The organism is Shewanella kaireitica, assembly GCF_023284045.1.
GTDB lineage: Bacteria > Pseudomonadota > Gammaproteobacteria > Enterobacterales > Shewanellaceae > Shewanella > Shewanella kaireitica.
Window position 1 is genome coordinate 71,814 of record NZ_JAKIKQ010000020.1, and the last position, 17,514, is coordinate 89,327.

Sequence of the window (17,514 nt, forward strand, 5' to 3'; positions counted from 1 at the left end):
AGCACGATAAAGTACAGAATATGGCTTAAATAACACCCATAAAAAATGCCGCGATAAAGCGGCATTCTTATAATATAACAAGGCAAAACTAGTCGCTTAAATGCGATGCGTGAAAACGCATATGCTGCTCAATGAAGCTGGCGATAAAGTAGTAACTGTGATCATAACCATCATGCATATTAAGCGTTAACGGATAACCACTGACTTTAGCCGCTGCTTGTAGCATTTCAGGTTTTAGCTGCTCAACCAAGAAGTTGTCGCCTTCACCTTGGTCAACCAATGCCGGTACAAATTCAGTCGCTTTGCGCATCAATAAGCTAGCATCGTATTCAGCCCATGTACTAGTGTCACGACCAAGATAAGCTGTAAGTGCCTTTTTACCCCAAGGACAATTAACAGGGTTACTGATTGGGCTAAATGCAGACACTGACTGATATGCAGCAGCGTTACGCATAGCGATAACCAAGGCACCATGACCACCCATTGAGTGACCCGCAATCGATCGTTTGTCACTCACAGGGAACATAGATTCAATCAGCGTCGGCAGCTCATTAACCACATAATCATACATTTGATAATGACGGCTCCAAGGTGCTTGGGTGGCATTGACGTAGAAACCTGCGCCTTGACCTAAGTCGTAGCCATCATCATCAGCCACACCTTCGCCACGAGGGCTGGTATCAGGCGCAACAATCGCTATTCCCAATTCAGCGGCAATCGCTTGCACGCCTGCTTTTTGCATGAAGTTTTCATCAGTGCAAGTTAAGCCTGACAACCAATACAACACAGGCACTTTTTGAGCATTTGATGCCTGAGGCGGTAAATAAATAGCAAATCGCATCGCACAGTTTAACGACTCTGATTGGTGAGTATATTGCTTATGCCAACCACCAAAGCTCTTATTTACGCTGATATTTTCAATTGTCATGCTTGCATCTCTTGTCATGCTTAACCCTTTCGCTAATCGCAAAAGGGTTAAGCAGCCACTGAATAGGTTTAGGTTGTAAATATTACTTATCGAAATGGATAACAGTACGAATACTCTTACCTTCATGCATTAAGTCAAAGGCTTCATTCACTTGTTCAAGACCCATGGTATGAGTAATAAAGTCATTTAGCTTGAACTCACCCGCCATGTAACGCTCTACATATTCAGGTAGCTCAGAGCGACCTTTAACGCCACCGAATGCACTGCCTTTCCATACACGACCAGTCACTAACTGGAATGGACGGGTTGAGATCTCTTGCCCTGCACCAGCAACACCGATAACCACTGACTCGCCCCAACCTTTGTGACAGCACTCAAGTGCACTGCGCATAACGTTAACGTTACCGATACATTCGAATGAGTAATCTACGCCACCATCAGTAAGCTCTACAATCACATCTTGAATTGGCTTGTCGTAGTCTTTTGGGTTAATGCAATCTGTTGCACCCAGTTGACGTGCAAGCTCAAACTTACTTTCGTTAATATCGATAGCAATAATACGTGATGCTTTAGCCATCTCTGCACCAATCACAGCTGAAAGACCAATGCCACCCATACCGAATACGGCAACAGTCGCGCCCTCTTCAACCTTGGCGGTATTCATCACCGCGCCCATACCGGTTGTAACACCACAACCTAATAAGCACACTTCTTCAAGCGGTGCTTCAGGGTTAACCTTAGCCAATGATATCTCAGGTAATACTGTGTACTCTGAGAAGGTTGAAGTCCCCATGTAATGGAAGATATCAACACCATCTTTAGAGAAACGAGTCGTGCCATCAGGCATTAGACCTTTACCTTGAGTTTCACGGATCTTCTGACAAAGGTTAGTTTTACCAGACTTACAGAACTTACATTCACCACACTCAGGCGTATAAAGTGGGATAACATGATCGCCGACTTGAACACTGGTAACGCCTTCACCGATAGATTCAACAATACCGCCACCTTCATGGCCTAGAATGCAGGGGAAGATCCCTTCTGGATCGTCACCTGAAAGTGTAAAGGCATCAGTATGACAAACACCTGTTGCAATCATCTTGACGCGGACTTCACCTTTTTGCGGTGGCATCACGTCTACGATTTCCATCGTCAGTGGTTGTCCAACGGCCCAAGCCACTGCGGCTTTTGATTTAATAGTCTGTACAGTCATCTGTAATACCTACTTTATATAGAGTTAAAAAACGGTCTTATCTAATAAAACAGTGCCGTCATGAAAATGCGAACATTATAGCGAGCAACCAATAATTGATAATCCCACTATTATGCAATTAACTTTTACCATACGGTAATAATAACGCTGATAGTCACACAGCTATTACCCATACTTTCACCATCGCCATGAAACCATCAGGCCAAACAAAGCCGATTAGCGAAGCTGGCTGTCTTTACTGCCGCGTCGATTAAACAGGCTGACTTTTTTCTGTTGTTCATCGAGTTCACTCTGGCAGCTCACACAAAAACGTACGCCTTGAATTGCCTGTCGACGTGCCTCAGGGATCGGCGCTCCGCACTCCTCACAGAAAAATAAACTTGTGCCCAAAGATAATTCACTGCGGATATGCGCAACGCCATCGGCAACACTATTATCAATCTGATCTTGCACCGCTCCATCGCGGGCCCAACCACCAGCCATATTGACTCCTCAATCTAGCCCCAAGCTTGCCTTTATGACCCAACATGGTTTTGCTGACAGAGTTAAAGTTTAGAAGAGCGTAAGCAAATTGCCACGCCACTTTGATGCTGCAAATTATACCCAGCTAACCAAAACTGATAATCCCACAATACTGAAAATTTCTTTTACCATATGGTAATAATTAGACCTTAAACAGCCAGATAACATTGCATTTAGGCTAGAGTTAGTAATAATTGACGCCATTGACAGCTGGGATAAGTAGAGAACGTATATGTTTAACTGGGAAGGTGTCAGTGAGTTTGTTGCTGTGGCCGAAACGGAAAGTTTCACTAAAGCTGCCGCGCGCTTGGGGATCTCAACAGCGCAGGTCAGCCGTCAAGTGAGCGCTCTTGAAACGCGGCTAGCCGCTAAGCTATTCCATCGCACTACCCGTAAGGTATCGGTTACCGAAGTTGGCAGAGTGTACTACCAACATTGTCGTCAAGTGCTAGATGGCTTAGATGAAGCGGAACGCGCTATCACCAATTTGCAGACCACCCCAAGGGGACTGCTAAAGATCACCGCTCCTGTCACTTATGGCGAAGGCACCATCGCACCGCTGATCAATGACTTCCTCACTCAGTACCCCGAACTAGAAGTGCAAATGAATTTGACCAACCTTAAAGTCGACTTGGTTGACCAAGGCTACGATCTGGCGATCCGTTTAGGTCAATTGGAAGATTCAAGCATGATGGCCAAGCGTCTGGGCTCACGCACCCAATATGTTTGCGCCTCCCCAAGTTACGTTTCCACTTATGGTCTGCCGCACACCTTGTCCGAGCTTGAACAGCACAACTGCTTGATCGGCACCTTGGATTATTGGCGCTTTCAAGAAAAAGGCAAAGCCAGAAATGTACGGATCAAAGGAAACTTGAGCTGCAATAGCGGCCATGCATTGGTCGATGCCGCCATCAAAGGCTTAGGGATTATTCAGTTGCCTGACTACTACGTGAACCCGTTTATCGCCTCTGGAGAGCTAGTGTCACTGTTAGAAAATAATCGCCAAGCCGATGAAGGTATATGGGCACTCTACCCGCATAATCGCCACTTATCACCCAAGGTGCGTATGCTGCTCGATTTCCTCGGTGAGAAATTAGCTTAGCTTCACTGGCTGTATGATGTCGCAAAGAATATGCTAGCTCTTCCTCACCCTTCATTCTGGAGAGCTATCATACATGCTGTTTTGGTATCTTGGGAATAAACGGACTTAGCTACCATTAAAAGGTTTTACCTAGTGTCAGGTATACTGTTTTATGTTGCTGATCATTTACCCCAAAACCGAGTACCGCTGGGCCAAAATCAGTCTCGGTACCCACAAAAATGCTAGCGGCATAGATCAAATCATCCAGCCCGCGCTGATCTTTATATTGCCAAACATTGCCCGCCTCAGCAGAAGCACCTATGTAAAGCGGTATGCTTATTCCACCAAAGCCCTGCCAATTAACGCGATATTGATAAACCAAAGAACCATAACTTAGTTGAGATCCCACCAGCGCATCTTTATGTAATCCCGATAAGTTTAAGAAACCGCCCAATTTATGGGTATGGATTAAGCTCACTTCATCACTGTTAGTGCCACTCACCTTAACTTTATTGATCAATGTATGGCGTGCAATACTGCGAGCATGCTTAAAGGAAAACTCATAGTTAAATTGTCCAGTGTCACCAAAGACATCACCCACTATTGGCAAAGTCAGTTGGTCGAGATTATCGTCGTTATAAGCTCCTTTAAAATAGATTTGGGTGCCTTTACTTGGGAAACTATAGCTGTCTAGGCTGTCGTAGCTGGCAATGATAAAGCTCGAATAACTCTGATAATCGATATCTAGATCTATGATGGTTGGCCCTTCAATGTTGCCGGTCTCAGCAGCAAACCCTAGCTCTACAATCATGTCATTACTGAGGTTTACACCGATGGATGAACTGATCTTATGAGACTTAGTCAGGGTCTTTAAACTGCGTTCGTTATCCCAAAAGTAAAGCTGTTGCTCTTGCTTAAAACGATAGCGACTCTTCCAGTAATATTTATCTAATGAGTCCAACGGCAATAGAAACTCTGCGCCGAGCACCTTCTCAAGGCCAGAAGATAGCTCAAACCTAAGTCGCCCCTGAGTATCGGCTACATTATTGAGGGTATAAGCAAGATCCAGTTTAATATCAGAGATCTCACTGAAGTCTTCTTCTAACGAAAAGCCAATATCAAAAAAGTTCGGTCCCCAACTCTTTTCTTTGGCGTTAACTGTTAGTATTTTTTGTTGTGCTTCATCTTCAGTGACTTCAGCCTCCACCCGTTCAAAACTATTCAGAGCATACACACGGTCAATCGCATCGACTATCTCTTCGCGGTCAACGGTATCACCTTGACTGACGCCCAGAGCTGCTGAAATTTTCTCAATAGGTTCATAGCTATCACTGACCACCACAACCTTATCAACAGGGCGCTGCTGAAAAGCCTGCAGCGATTGCTTGTATTGCTGTCGCCGCGCTTGATAGTGAGCAAAATCATCCGTTGAAGCCGCCAGCGCTGTTAGTTGCTCGGCATTATGAGACGCTGCTAGCTCTCCCTTTTCAAACCCTAGCGGCATACTGCCAAAGTCAGTTGTGTCTAGCTGACTTATATCTGGACGTATAAGGATATCTTGCGGCTTCAGGTTTTCAATCTGTTCAACGGCATTAGCCCTAGTCATCATCGTTGAAAGTTGAGATAAAATAGCAAAGCTATCTTGTAGATCTTCTTTAGGCGCAAGCTCAGCGCCAATATCGACAGCAATGACAATATCGGCTCCCATAGCCCGCACTGTATCGGCGGGCATATTACTCACCATTCCACCATCAACAAGATACCTGCCATTGATATCAAGCGGCTGTAAAATACCAGGCACCGATGCAGAAGCTTGCATTGCCGCCAATAGGTTACCAGATTCGAGCACAACGGCTTGGCCAGTGGCAATATCGGTACTAATCGCTTTAAAGGGAATCGCCAAATCGTCAAATGAAGCTAGTCTCGGCACCATACCTGCAGAACGGATATAGAGGTTAGCCATCGTTTGGCCACGTAAAACACCTTTCGGCATTAGCAATTCACCATCGAGTGAGCCAAAGTCAAAGGGGAGATTAAAACGGTCGAAATCTTGTTTGTCATGAAAATCCAGTGCCACTCTCGGAACACTGTCATCAAAACCACTGCTCCAATCAAGCTCTAGCATAATCGCTTCAATTTCATCGGCGCTGTAGCCAAGCGCATACAAACCACCTACATAGGCACCAATACTGGTACCCGCAATGTAATCAATGGCAATATTATTAGCTTCTAAATAGCGCAAAACTCCAACATGAGCAGCCCCTTTGGCACCGCCACCACTGAGAGCCAAACCAATTTTTTTTCGTTTAGCTGTTGGTTCAAGAGCATCAACCTTAATACCTTGCTCAATATCATTAGCAGATACAGTAGGGCTTACAAGAGTCGCAGCGACCAGTAAAGCGGTTACTCTTATTAGGAAATTACTCACAACCACACCCTGTTAATTTTGATGTGGCTATTTTAAGGGGGAAATGATTGGCTCATTAAGTGCCCAACGTGAGTTTTATTGTCTCAAATGAGCAGACAATATTCAGTAAACAGCGAAGCAAATAGCTTTACTTTATGCAGATGCATACCTCATCGAATTTACTCGTATCTTATCCGGCAATGAAAAGACGACATAGATCACAGTATGCAACCACCAACCAACTAACAATTAGAACAAAGCGCCAGCAAGAAGCCGCTTCTGTTAACATGCACTACACTTCCATTACCTCCCTCCTATAGGATAAATGATGACTCGTTACACACTTGCAGCTTCTTGTATCGCCCTAGCATTAGCAGCTAATGCTAACGCTAGCCCTGTTGAAGAGGAGCTAAAAGCCCTCAAAGCACGTATTGAGCAACTAGAAGCTCAACAACAAAAGGCTGCCGAAAAGCCTCAACAAATCGAGCAAGTAGAAGTGGAAGTCATCGAAGAGGTGGTGGAGAAGAAAGACAATGCCGTTAAGTTTGGCGGCGCAGTTCGCGTCAACTACTCCTATGAAGACTTTGATGATGACAATGCTGACCGAGGCGGTGATTTTGATTTCGATCTATTCCGCATCGACGTTTCTGGTAATTATGAAGATCTAATTTACTCTGCTCAGTATCGCTGGTTCGAATACATGAACGTAATTCAGCACGCGTGGATCGGTTATAATTTTACTGAAGAACAGCAAGGTAAAATTGGTGTCACCCAAGTACCGTTTGGTATTTTAACCTATGCATCAAACAACTACTTTTTTAGCTCAAACTTTTATCTTGGTCTAGAAGATGACTACGACATGGGCCTTAACTACACCTACAAGGGCAATAAAAACCGTTTCGATTTAGCCTTTTATAAAAATGATGAGCAAGGTGGACTGGACGGTTACGTGTCAGACCGCACCGACCGTTACGCCTATGATGTCGTCGGTATTCGTCTGGATGGTGAAGATGCCTACGATGCACCAAGTGATGGTTATGCTGCTGCTGAGCTAAATACCTTTAACGCACGTTATACCCATAACTTTACTTTTAATAACGTTGATTTAGAGCTAGGTGCATCTTTGCAAGCTGGCCAATTAGAAATTGAAAACGGCACCGATGGTGATAACGTTGCAGCTGCTATTCACGGCGTTGTTAACTACGACCGTTGGAATGTTAAGTTGCAGATGACGGACTATAAGTATGACGTCGACGGCATGGATGTAGACCGTATTGTGGTAGCGGCTTACCATTTCTATGATTCGATCCCAGCTGAAGCCACGACTTATATCGCTAACTTAGCGTATAGCCTGCCAGTTAATATCGGTCCAATCTCAAACCTAACTTTCTATAATGATTATTCATTGGTTACCGACAAGCCTGCAGCTATGGAAGATACCTTTATGAACGTTACTGGCATGGCGGTGACAGCTGGCGGGCTCTACACCTATTTTGACTTTGTGGTTGCCGAGAACCAGCCGTTTATTGGCGGTACTATGGTTGGCGACGGCGATACTAATAAACGTTTCAATATTAACTTTGGTTACTATTTCTAACGCAGTTATCGATGCCTAAGAAGTCACAACTCACTGCACCGATATAACCAAAAGCCCAGTTATCATTTGATAGGTGGGCTTTTTTAATAATTAGATATGTCGTTCCCCAAAGCGCTCGCGAACACTAAGTTAATTCAAACCGCCCATCCAATATCGTAAAAAAATAGGAGTCGAGCGACGAGCTAAGGCTCTGCTTTAGATACCTATACCAAACGGTTGCAATGTGTATTTAGCCATACTTAATTGACTATTAAGCTTGCCACTATCGATCCCTTATCCTGCCGATTGCTAATATTCTTTCAACGCAAAGCAAACTGCTTTTCGAATGGACGAGAGAGTCTGCACTCTATAGCTGAACTAGGTCATTAATCTAGCTAGCATTGAGTTCCTATTTACTAGAAGCAGTTTTAGATTACGGAAGACTCTCTCAAAGAACTGGAAAAGGATTTCCCCCTTAACCTTACTTTGAGAGAGTAACCATGAACCTAATTTTAGATTATGCATCCTTAGGGATCTTAGTACTGGTCATATTGATTTTGATATATGGCCTAATTGCTATTCACGACATTCCCTATGAAATAGCCAAAAAGCGCAATCACCCACAACAAGAAGCCATACATGTCACCGGCTGGATCAGCTTGTTCTTCATGCATGCACTTTGGCCTTTATTATGGGTTTGGGCTATGTACTATGACCCTAAAACCCAAGGAGAAGCCGTTAGAGGTTTAACTTTAGCTGAGCAGCAAAACCTACAACAGCAGCTAAACACACTCAAGGCAAGCGTTACCGCATTACAAAGTAGAGAAGGAGCACTCTAATGGAAACACTTATCCTTCTTAGCTATATCAGTTTATGTGTGCTCGCTTTTCGAGTATTTAAACTCCCGCAAAATAAGTGGACGATTACCACAGCGGGTGTCATTGGTCTGTTTCTTATGAGCTGGATATTTCTCTATATGGCGATGTACCAGCCTGTATCTCGTATGGCACGAGTTTATAGTGTAACCACACCTATCACATCACAGGTTAGCGGATTAGTTACCGAAGTTTACGTTAAAGGTAATCAGCCGCTCAAGAAAGGGCAACCACTGTACCAAATTGATAAAACTCCTTTTGCCGCAAAAGTAGAGCAGCTAAAAGCACAAGAGAAACAGTCTGATGTCATGATTAGTTTCCTTAATACTGAATTACAGCGATACCAAGACCTCGAGCTATCTCAATATGCATCAGAGGAAAAAATCGATAGCTTGAAAACTCGACTTATTGAAGCAAAACAGAAAAAAATCGCATTGGCAGCAAACTTAGAGACTGCGCAATTTGACTTAAGTAGTACTACAGTCCGAGCACCAACAGATGGCTATGTAACCCAAGTAGCACTCAGGCCTGGAATGAAAAGCCGAACAGTTCCATTTCAAGGCAACCTTGCATTCGTAAATGCAGAAGATAAACAGATATTTGCCGCCTTTAAACAAATGCCAGCCAGATATATTAAAGATGGCTACCCAGCAGAGGTGACTTTTAGCACAATTCCTGGGCACGCCTATAAAGCAAAAGTGGTGCAAATTAATGACGTGTTTGCACAAGGCGCTATTGGCCCCTCTGGTAAATTGATTCAGCCAGAAAACAACCATCAGCCTGGGCGTATATTGGTTAAGGTTGAACTAGATCAACCTGAGTTAATAAACGATATGCCCTTACCTGCTGGCACCGACGCACATGTCGCCGTGTACTCACCTAAGTGGCAAGCGTTTTCAATCATTCGAAAAGTGATACTTCGTATGCAAAGCTGGCAGAACTGGGTATTTGAAGGCTAATCGTTCAGGCAATACCATATAGTCAGCGCCGACCTTTAAGCACTGAATAGTAGAAAGCCCGCTTATCTTTCGATAAGCGGGCTTTCTTAATAGGTTGAGTTGGCCGATAAGACAACTTAGCCAACTCATGACATTCGATTTGATTGAGCTTCATAGTAAGTAACCACTAACGTGTGTGACAGAGTGTGTAACACATAGTGTAACAGCTCACATAACAGAACTGTACGGCCAACAAATATATCACTCTAGCAATTAGATAAAGCATTTGGTATCATGCGCTTAAGAGATAAGATCCTCTTCGTCAATTGTGCAAAAGGTAATCCTTTTACAGAGTTGGCAGAGCGGCTTATAGCGCTGGTTTGAAAGTCCAGTGAGGGGCAACCCTCCACGGGTTCGAATCCCGTACTCTCCGCCAAGCCTCCTTCAGATTCGTCTGGAGGGGGCTTGTCCGGTTCTGGGAGAGATGAAATTGATAATCTCCACACTGCTAGTTCTTTTCTGCAACCAACTTAACGATAATAGTTATTATCGTTAAGTTGGCAAGCCATTGGTAAACCGTCTGTTATACGGCTTAAACTGGCTCAATTTCACAATAACCGAAAGTTACAGTCACTTCATGATAGGCACTAAATAGGTTCAATCGGATGAACCAAGATACTTTAGGCTATTGCCACTCTGTAGCGGTCAAGTGTGACTATAATGATTATCATGAAGTCTCACGATGAAAGCTTCTAGCTTGCAGCTTTACTCTCTTCGCGTTTATTACTCGTATCACTAAGCATAGAGTCACACCGCAAATTGTTTATAATCTCATCGCATAACTCAATAGGTGCTTTACCTGAAAATTTGATCTGACTCTGTGAATTCGGGATGCCAGTAGAAAGCCACAGTAAGATACTAACCCACCCAGTTATTACCCATGCAGAAACATCAGCTAATTCATCACCTAGTTCATCAAATCGAAGTTTTACCAGAGAGCCTTCCCAATTGGGATCCATTTTTGCTAACTGCTCTTTAGAAATATTCACCCCTAGATATGTAACCTCTAGTGAGTTCATAGAGTGCTCATTAATAACCACTGAAGGAGTATTGTCTTGTGATATTTGAGTCCACAAACTTGATTCTTCAGAAACTTCCCTTTGAACTGTTGCTAGCAAGTCGCTATCAAATCTATCTCCTAAACCATTGGGCATAAAGGCCCCACCAAAAGAACTCAATGTATTGGGAAATAAATCTGAAAGCCCACTTCTTCTATGTACGAGCAAACACTGTTCATCCTCAGAATACAAAACAGCATTGGCTGTAATAAGAGTCGGTGTAGGGGTGTTTTTATCTTCTCTAAGAGCACATAATTCAGAATACCAAATTGACTTAAACCTTAAGGTTAACGGATTATCTTCCCAATTAAGTTTTTCAGGAAGAACGGCACAAGGGTCATTAGGTCTTTTGGCATTTTTCAGCTCTCTACCCTTTAAGTTTGAGAGCTTTTTTAAAGAGTTTTTTGGTAGTACGAACGCGCCTTCATTTATTAAAACAGGAGGCTGTATATGTGGGCCTTGGCAAATCAACACTTGAGCATTAATAAAATCAAAAGAATTTAACTTATTCTTTACCCTAAGAAAATCTTTTTCGTAACTCTTCCGACCACGCTTAAAACGAAATCGCATTGTTTTTTTCTTATCATAAATAGTAATTAAGCTGCCAACAAAACCAACAACAGCAATAATTATCAACCCTACCTCTAACATGATGACTCCTTTATATGATAATAACAGGAAGCAAATTAGACTTGATTGCTGTTAACGTTAAGTTGGCTTTAATTAGCACACAGCCAAAAAAGTCGAACTTAGATTTCATAAGTTAGGTTTCAAAAGTCACAACACGTTTCAGGACAAAAAATCATTTAGAGTGTTGAGCCTAGTTAACCTATTTTGATTAGACAAAGTATCTTAGCTTATTTGATAGTCCTAACCTACTGCGTATTTTTTATTCTGCAAAATACAAGACTTGCCCCTAAAGCCGTAACAACTTCAAACAAAACTACCAGATGTGGTTAGCCCCGAGTTTTTAGAAGACTACCTGGGCAACCTTAATAAAGATTGATATCTCAGAGCATGTAGTAGGCTTAGCTTGGAAAAATTAATCCAGTTTTTTCCCATATATAAATTACCTTCACTCTGTATGTGGCTTTCAACATCTTTCTTATTAAATGGAATCCACTCTAGTTGCTCAAATTCAAAGCTACTATGTGCATTTTGGGCAAGCTCAATAACCTGTCCCTCAGTCAGTTCAGATGTAATCTCAACAACAGCTATCGCTAAAGCACCAAGAGTCACTTCACTTAACCCGAACCAAGTAAAGTGAATGTCTCCGTAATGATCATCCTCTAAATTCAACTCTTCTTTTAAGCATCTAGCAGCTAGTTTAAACAAATTTTCTTCATTACCAGGAGAGTAATCTTTTAAAGTCATCGTTTCTGTAGGACCTGGTACCCACTGCCTTTTAGCTGTATCAACTGTCCTAGATCGTTTGACAGCTAGAAAATTGTTACGACTCAAAACGACCACATTGACGGTTATGTTAGCTGGAACCGCTGCCTCTAAGTATAATTTTGGATCTAACCGCATTTGATTTAAAATATTAATTCTAGTTTCATTGCACATACTAGCTAGCCTATTGGCAGCCATATGCTCAGCGTAATCACACGGTGTAATATTCAACCGGAAGCTTTTTCCAATTTCACTTTCACCGTGATCTAGTTGATATCCAGTTAGATAGCATATATCACCTGATTTTCCATTATTTTTTTGTACTTCAGTTTCTTGAATTAACTGTTCATTACAGATATAAGGCTGTGGCTTTGGGGACTCACTGACCACAACTTGATGGTATCTCTTTTTAGAGGGTACATGAATTTCCATGTTTGAATTTCAATCATACCGTCAGTTAAAGGATCGTATTTAACCAACTCATCAATGCTTTTATTATCTGCTTTAATAAGGGCTCGTTGCCTTAACTTGTCCGTAACAAATCTATTGTAGAAATTCGTAATTATTAGTGTCGCAACAACACCAGCAATGAATGATCCGAATTCAGACATGATAGACCCTACATTAAACATAAAAATCCTTTTAAATAGATAGTTATCTTGACTAATTTTTTGTGATTTAAGCTTAACCTGCTTTATATGTTGTAGACAACACATGTCGGCCACTGTTTAATAATTGGGCAAAAAAGATTTGCAAAACCTGTCACTTGCCGCCAATGGTAAGGTTTAATCGAAGAGACTAAAATTACTTATGTAGATGCCGCTGAGTGTATCGAACAGGAGGTTTTCGTTAAACGGCCATGGATAGCACAGAACGTCCCGAAGAGGCGTCTGCGCATGCCTCGCCGGCCATGCTTAGGTAACTATGAAGGTACAACCTTCAAACTCACAAACCAACACAAAAAAGCTGCACTCCGGATAAAAAGTGCTACCGTATTGACAATGGAGACCACCTTCAACCAAATGAACCAATAAAGAAATGTCATCAAGCTTCATTCTAAGCTAATCATTTTGGGGCATAATGTATGGTACGCCAACACCATGATAATTACTGTTATCGTTAAGTTGGCTTTAAAACATGTTGTCACAGCTTAGGTCTCAATAGTCACAACATATTTTAGAGAAAATAGCGGAGGTTAAAGGTCTAAAAACTGTATACATTACAATTAATTGCCCACAGCTAGTAATGGCATGGAGAATTTGCACGAGATATCCAATTTATTGAAACTTTAATCTTATTAAACAACAGTAAGCTTAAAGGCTTTATCAATTGGGGTTCCAGCTGTTGATAGGGCAATGATTTTTTCTCTATATTCAGCGATAGGTTTCGAAGGTGAAAATAAACTTTTATTTTCTTTCCAGTATTCACTCATCAATTTAATAGCAGGTTTGGCTGACTTACTTTGTTGGTCATACACCCACATCAATTCTGCCAGGGAAAACCCATGCTCAGAAAGGTTACTGGGATTGTAATCATCATGACTATCATCGACTTCATGGCTAAGCCCTCTATAGGCAGTTTTCTCGCCATCAATACGAGCAATGAGATAATTTGGTGAATATCCTCCACCCTTTGTTCCGAAATGCACTACTGCGTGGACATCTAGATTATCCATCACCTTCCAAAGGTAATCTAATTGTTCAATTGATTTTAGTGTCTCCAACGTCCAAATCATATCGCTCATAATCTTATCCTTTGAGGTCGTAAATAAAGCAGTCTATTGTTCTAATTACTGATATAGATCAGCTACCGAATAGAGTTAAGTCGATGTTGTGGTGATAATATGAGATCTTTAATGTATTCCGATATGCCCTAGACGCATCATTATTGCTGGACTATGACATGCACCACAGCTCGTAGAGTCAGCCTTTAATTAATCTGCTAACTTGTATCGTGATGCAGTTTTAAAAACGTCGCCTCGCTGCACTGTAACACTGCCTTTTTCATGTTCATAGCCTAACGCCGCCATCACCTGTTTCGTCATGCTGCCTGCCAACTGCTTGTATCGATCAAAAGTCGCTTTATCAGCAGATTCAACACGGAAAAAATCGAACGATTCTCGCAAATGAGGTGATAAAGGCTCAAGTGCAGGTTTTCGCAAAAAAGTTGCCGTTTCCATTCTAATTTGATTCTCAGGAGAACATAAAAATTTCCAAAGCTCCTCAGCTTCAGGTGTCTTTGCTAATTGAGTTAGAGCTGGTGAAGGCAGATAGTTGATGTCTAGCTTATTCATTTTGATTCTCACCTTAAAAAGTAACGTCTCAAATATGATAGGTTACTTTCACCTCGATTACAACCCACGCCACAAAGAAACCTTACCTATAAGTGTGGTTACTAGATATTTATATCTGTCGTAGGTGATTACAAGTTGCATCGATCATTAACTAATACTTTGTAACAGACATATCAAGGTTTAACCAAATCAAGATACTGACCATAAAAACTCCCAGCACCTTTATCAGTGAATGGAATTAATCGACCTTCAAATATCTCACTAAAGGGTTGGAAGCATCCACTTTCATCCGTGTAATAAGGCTCCTTTTTTATATGAGGTTGAGTATAACTACCTATAACCTGGCCAGAAGAGTTTGTCTTTCTAATCGTTTCTAAATGAAGAACCGCAAATACCTCACCGTCCCATAGCCCAATATTTCCGTTCCGGCCTCTTCCCAAGTAATAACAACCTTTCTTTAATTCACTTTGTTGTATCTGACGATTCATTTAGGCTAGCCCTTGATGTATTAGGAATTTAGTGGATAACTCTCTTTGTGAGCATAAACGCGTTGCGACATTACCTTGGTAATTGTCGTTACAATGAAGTTGACGAATTCAGGCTATCAGCGACAAGCTCAACTCATAGATAATGACTATTTTCCAGTAACATTCAATGGAGGGGTCAACAGTTTGATAAAGTACTCTTCTATAGCAGGTGCCTCAAACTCATAACCATCAACCATTGGGATAGTAGCTAGTTGAGTAACTTCTGAAAACTTTAGGTCTGTACATGAATTATCACCTGAAAACCTAGTTCCAATTCGTGCTCCTATCGAGGAGCTCATTGAAGCCTTACCAACGTACTGCAGATGTTCATCTTTATCAAAAAGGAAGTACACACCAGCACGGTCGGCATTTTGCCACATTTCCTCAGTATCTATTGGGCTTAGGATATCTAAATCAACTCGGCAAGAGCGTGGATAATTTACTTCAAACTCACTAACTAGCTTTTTTACTTGGCTATATGTTGTCATTTTACCTTCCAATCAGTTAATTCGAATATTTGAACTTCTCATTCCAACTCAGAATAGTGCGCCCTTTTTATACATCTCGGCGATACACTCAAACTCGTAACTTGCCGCCTTAGTTGGGTATCTATCTTGAATTATGTGTCCATTAGGAAAGACATAAAGCCCTACATTTTTCGGGTTAACACCTTTCGTACTAGCATACCTGTGAACATAGCTGAGCAATCTATCATGCTCTTTCCGTGATTTTTTTAAATCACTGAGTATCCTGCCAGTTTCAGTCATTACACCGCCTGAAGTTAATACACAATAGTTTGCCACTTACTATATCAAATGGCTGAGCCTGCTGAAAAAATCATCCAAAGCCACGTTAATAACGATTACCACTAAGTCTTAACTCTCTAGTCAAAAGCGTTCACTGATATAGCCTCGGCACACAGGATTAGTTTATTGCTTGATCCACTTATCAACAATGTGCTTTTCATCCATACCACAGTTGATTCTGATATGAATTAACTTTGCTTTATCACTAAGGGATACAGCGTTATTTATGTAATCAAAGCCTTTAGTGTTCTTAGCAAGGTTACCCTCAAAAACCTCAGTACAGGTAATATAGTAGTAATCATGCAGGGTGTTCAACATTGCTATAACTTCTTGCTGAGTAAAGCTCAACTTATGTTTATTAATGATGACAGGTAAGTTTATCGGCTCGATAACTTTGGCTTCATCCGGTGTAAAATACAGCAAACCAGACTGACCAAATTCACGAAGCTTAATTTGTTCATTATCACTAATCCAGAAAAGCTCGTCATTAGATAGAGCCAAACTATTAAAGAGTAAAGCGGCAAAGCTTATTTCTTCCAACGAAAAATTAGGGTTAAAAATTAAGTTGCTGAAAAATACGTTATATTCATCCACAATTTCCTTATATTTGCCAAAGTCAAATACCCCAGAACCATTTGGAGTTAACGTTGAATTAAGTTCTAGCTTTGGCCTTTTGACATTCTCCTGTACAAACCTTATTGGGTTGCTCTCTGCACCTACTTTTTCCTTAGCCATTTAGATACCGCCCTTTTGTTCACAATTTAGTTCCCTTCTTAACCAAGAATAATCCCCCGCAGCCCAGTAGTCATCACACTTTTAATTTGTTAAGCAAACAATGCTACAAAAAATATGTATTGCCGACAAAAAACTTACGCTAAACACGAAAAAAGTTGATTCTAAAATACTCTGTAGCCCCTATGTATAAAGGGTTTCTAGTATAAAACTTGAAAAAACATATACATGAAAAATGGGCGGAAGCGATCGATAAAAAAGGAGAGCAACATGGGTTTCATTTGAAAAAAAGGGTAGGTACTAATGTCACATCAAATCAATATCAACGAGCAAGGAACACAAAGCTACATTGGTAAATCAATATTTCATAAAGCAGAGAAATTGACATTATCAGAAACGAACACATTAGTCATCGAATCTTTTAGTCGTGACGATATTAGTCACGAAGATCTAATTCATGCTGGTAAACTGGCTATAGAAGCTGGAGAAGTAAAACGTAACGCCATATGGGCTGCATACAGCACTAAACAGCCTAAAAAATTGGGCTTAACTCAAGGAGATTACTTCTTAAAGTATTTCGGTCTAGAACCTTACCAAACGACAAAGGAAATAGCTCGAGCAAAAATACAGTCGGAACTTTCTTCACAACTAAACGATACTGCTCTCAATGATTCCTGTTTGGACGAATTAGGCAAGATCTACAAAAAGTTCGATAAAAATTTGATGTGTGAAATCTATGAGAAGTGCTGCTTACGCATTTCAAATGAAAATGATCTACGTTTAACTAAAAAATTAATTCAAACAGTACTTCAAACTGCTCTTAAGCTATCAACTTTAACCTCAAGCAAAGACCATCAAAATTCAGTTCCATCAGAGACCTCAACAGCAGAATCAAGCCAGCCTGAAACAACCTCTTGCTCCAATCAAGAAAAGCAAGACCAACCCGAATCAAGCCAGCCTGAAACAACCTCTTGCCCCAATCAAGAAAAGCAAGGCCAACCCGAATCAAGCCAGCCTGAAACAACCTCTTGCCCCAATCAAGAAAAGCAAGGCCAACCCGAATCAAGCCAGCCTGAAACAACCTCTTGCCCCAATCAAGAAAAGCA

The 17,514-nt window shown here is 41.4% G+C and carries 16 protein-coding genes; 5 read left to right on the plus strand and 11 right to left on the minus strand.

The features are described from left to right. Window positions 1-88: 88 nt before the first annotated feature. From fghA to L2730_RS19115, 3 genes are all read right to left on the minus strand, one after another. Window positions 89-928 carry an S-formylglutathione hydrolase gene (fghA, locus tag L2730_RS19105; protein WP_248976066.1) on the minus strand — a complete coding sequence of 280 codons (840 nt, stop codon included), beginning with the start codon at window positions 926-928 and terminating at the stop codon, window positions 89-91. An 82-nt stretch (window positions 929-1,010) separates the two neighbouring features. Next, window positions 1,011-2,141 carry an S-(hydroxymethyl)glutathione dehydrogenase/class III alcohol dehydrogenase gene (locus tag L2730_RS19110; protein WP_248976052.1) on the minus strand — a complete coding sequence of 377 codons (1,131 nt, stop codon included), beginning with the start codon at window positions 2,139-2,141 and terminating at the stop codon, window positions 1,011-1,013. Between the two features lie 216 nt (window positions 2,142-2,357). Then, the gene (locus L2730_RS19115) at window positions 2,358-2,624 is read right to left on the minus strand and encodes a DksA/TraR family C4-type zinc finger protein (protein ID WP_220739349.1); all 267 of its coding nucleotides are present in this window, start codon (window positions 2,622-2,624) and stop codon (window positions 2,358-2,360) included. Window positions 2,625-2,895: 271 nt separating this feature from the next. On the opposite strand from L2730_RS19115, the gene L2730_RS19120 reads away from it, so the two are divergent. Continuing rightward, window positions 2,896-3,765 (plus strand): LysR family transcriptional regulator, encoded by an 870-nt coding sequence (locus L2730_RS19120; RefSeq protein WP_248976053.1) that lies wholly within the window; start codon window positions 2,896-2,898, stop codon window positions 3,763-3,765. 115 nt (window positions 3,766-3,880) lie between these two features. On the opposite strand, the gene L2730_RS19125 is transcribed toward L2730_RS19120, so the two are convergent. After that, entirely contained in the window at window positions 3,881-6,172 is a 2,292-nt protein-coding gene (locus L2730_RS19125) for a patatin-like phospholipase family protein (RefSeq protein WP_248976054.1), read from the minus strand. Between the two features lie 307 nt (window positions 6,173-6,479). Here L2730_RS19125 and L2730_RS19130 point away from each other — a divergent pair, with 307 nt between their 5' ends. The 3 genes from L2730_RS19130 to L2730_RS19140 all read left to right on the plus strand — a co-directional run bounded on the left by L2730_RS19130 (window position 6,480) and on the right by L2730_RS19140 (window position 9,561). After that, a complete protein-coding gene (locus L2730_RS19130) occupies window positions 6,480-7,748 on the plus strand; it encodes an OprO/OprP family phosphate-selective porin (protein ID WP_248976067.1) in 1,269 nt (422 codons plus the stop codon). 479 nt (window positions 7,749-8,227) lie between these two features. Beyond that, entirely contained in the window at window positions 8,228-8,566 is a 339-nt protein-coding gene (locus L2730_RS19135; protein ID WP_248976055.1) for a DUF3302 domain-containing protein, read from the plus strand. Continuing rightward, window positions 8,566-9,561: an HlyD family secretion protein gene (locus L2730_RS19140; RefSeq protein WP_248976056.1), complete on the plus strand. Its 996-nt coding sequence runs from the start codon at window positions 8,566-8,568 to the stop codon at window positions 9,559-9,561. Before L2730_RS19135 ends, L2730_RS19140 begins: the two co-directional genes overlap by 1 nt. A 731-nt stretch (window positions 9,562-10,292) precedes the next feature. Here L2730_RS19140 and L2730_RS19145 read toward each other — a convergent pair. The 7 genes from L2730_RS19145 to L2730_RS19175 all read right to left on the minus strand — a co-directional run bounded on the left by L2730_RS19145 (window position 10,293) and on the right by L2730_RS19175 (window position 16,411). Continuing rightward, window positions 10,293-11,309: a hypothetical protein gene (locus L2730_RS19145; RefSeq protein WP_248976057.1), complete on the minus strand. Its 1,017-nt coding sequence runs from the start codon at window positions 11,307-11,309 to the stop codon at window positions 10,293-10,295. 327 nt (window positions 11,310-11,636) lie between these two features. Beyond that, window positions 11,637-12,482, minus strand: coding sequence for a hypothetical protein (locus tag L2730_RS19150; RefSeq protein WP_248976058.1), 846 nt, complete (start codon window positions 12,480-12,482; stop codon window positions 11,637-11,639). Between the two features lie 865 nt (window positions 12,483-13,347). Then, window positions 13,348-13,794 (minus strand): hypothetical protein, encoded by a 447-nt coding sequence (locus tag L2730_RS19155; RefSeq protein WP_248976059.1) that lies wholly within the window; start codon window positions 13,792-13,794, stop codon window positions 13,348-13,350. Window positions 13,795-13,983: 189 nt separating this feature from the next. Further along, entirely contained in the window at window positions 13,984-14,343 is a 360-nt protein-coding gene (locus L2730_RS19160; RefSeq protein WP_248976060.1) for a hypothetical protein, read from the minus strand. A 173-nt stretch (window positions 14,344-14,516) separates the two neighbouring features. Next, window positions 14,517-14,831: a hypothetical protein gene (locus L2730_RS19165; protein ID WP_248976061.1), complete on the minus strand. Its 315-nt coding sequence runs from the start codon at window positions 14,829-14,831 to the stop codon at window positions 14,517-14,519. Window positions 14,832-14,977: 146 nt separating this feature from the next. Next, the gene (locus L2730_RS19170; RefSeq protein ID WP_248976062.1) at window positions 14,978-15,358 is read right to left on the minus strand and encodes a GIY-YIG nuclease family protein; all 381 of its coding nucleotides are present in this window, start codon (window positions 15,356-15,358) and stop codon (window positions 14,978-14,980) included. Between the two features lie 441 nt (window positions 15,359-15,799). Further along, on the minus strand, window positions 15,800-16,411 hold the full coding sequence (locus L2730_RS19175; protein WP_248976063.1) for a hypothetical protein: 612 nt from the start codon (window positions 16,409-16,411) through the stop codon (window positions 15,800-15,802). Between the two features lie 300 nt (window positions 16,412-16,711). Here L2730_RS19175 and L2730_RS19180 point away from each other — a divergent pair. Continuing rightward, window positions 16,712-17,514: hypothetical protein (locus L2730_RS19180; RefSeq protein ID WP_248976064.1), on the plus strand; the 803-nt coding region annotated here is incomplete at its 3' end.

Excerpts from the sequence above, each read along its gene's own strand:
- fghA (WP_248976066.1), bottom strand. The coding sequence starts at position 928 with ATGACAATTGAAAATATCAGCGTAAATAAGAGCTTTGGTGGTTGGCAT.
- L2730_RS19110 (WP_248976052.1), bottom strand. The coding sequence starts at position 2,141 with ATGACTGTACAGACTATTAAATCAAAAGCCGCAGTGGCTTGGGCCGTT.
- L2730_RS19115 (WP_220739349.1), bottom strand. The coding sequence starts at position 2,624 with ATGGCTGGTGGTTGGGCCCGCGATGGAGCGGTGCAAGATCAGATTGAT.
- L2730_RS19120 (WP_248976053.1), top strand. The coding sequence starts at position 2,896 with ATGTTTAACTGGGAAGGTGTCAGTGAGTTTGTTGCTGTGGCCGAAACG.
- L2730_RS19130 (WP_248976067.1), top strand. The coding sequence starts at position 6,480 with ATGACTCGTTACACACTTGCAGCTTCTTGTATCGCCCTAGCATTAGCA.
- L2730_RS19135 (WP_248976055.1), top strand. The coding sequence starts at position 8,228 with ATGAACCTAATTTTAGATTATGCATCCTTAGGGATCTTAGTACTGGTC.
- L2730_RS19140 (WP_248976056.1), top strand. The coding sequence starts at position 8,566 with ATGGAAACACTTATCCTTCTTAGCTATATCAGTTTATGTGTGCTCGCT.
- L2730_RS19145 (WP_248976057.1), bottom strand. The coding sequence starts at position 11,309 with ATGTTAGAGGTAGGGTTGATAATTATTGCTGTTGTTGGTTTTGTTGGC.
- L2730_RS19150 (WP_248976058.1), bottom strand. The coding sequence starts at position 12,482 with ATGGAAATTCATGTACCCTCTAAAAAGAGATACCATCAAGTTGTGGTC.
- L2730_RS19155 (WP_248976059.1), bottom strand. The coding sequence starts at position 13,794 with ATGAGCGATATGATTTGGACGTTGGAGACACTAAAATCAATTGAACAA.
- L2730_RS19160 (WP_248976060.1), bottom strand. The coding sequence starts at position 14,343 with ATGAATAAGCTAGACATCAACTATCTGCCTTCACCAGCTCTAACTCAA.
- L2730_RS19165 (WP_248976061.1), bottom strand. The coding sequence starts at position 14,831 with ATGAATCGTCAGATACAACAAAGTGAATTAAAGAAAGGTTGTTATTAC.
- L2730_RS19170 (WP_248976062.1), bottom strand. The coding sequence starts at position 15,358 with ATGACAACATATAGCCAAGTAAAAAAGCTAGTTAGTGAGTTTGAAGTA.
- L2730_RS19175 (WP_248976063.1), bottom strand. The coding sequence starts at position 16,411 with ATGGCTAAGGAAAAAGTAGGTGCAGAGAGCAACCCAATAAGGTTTGTA.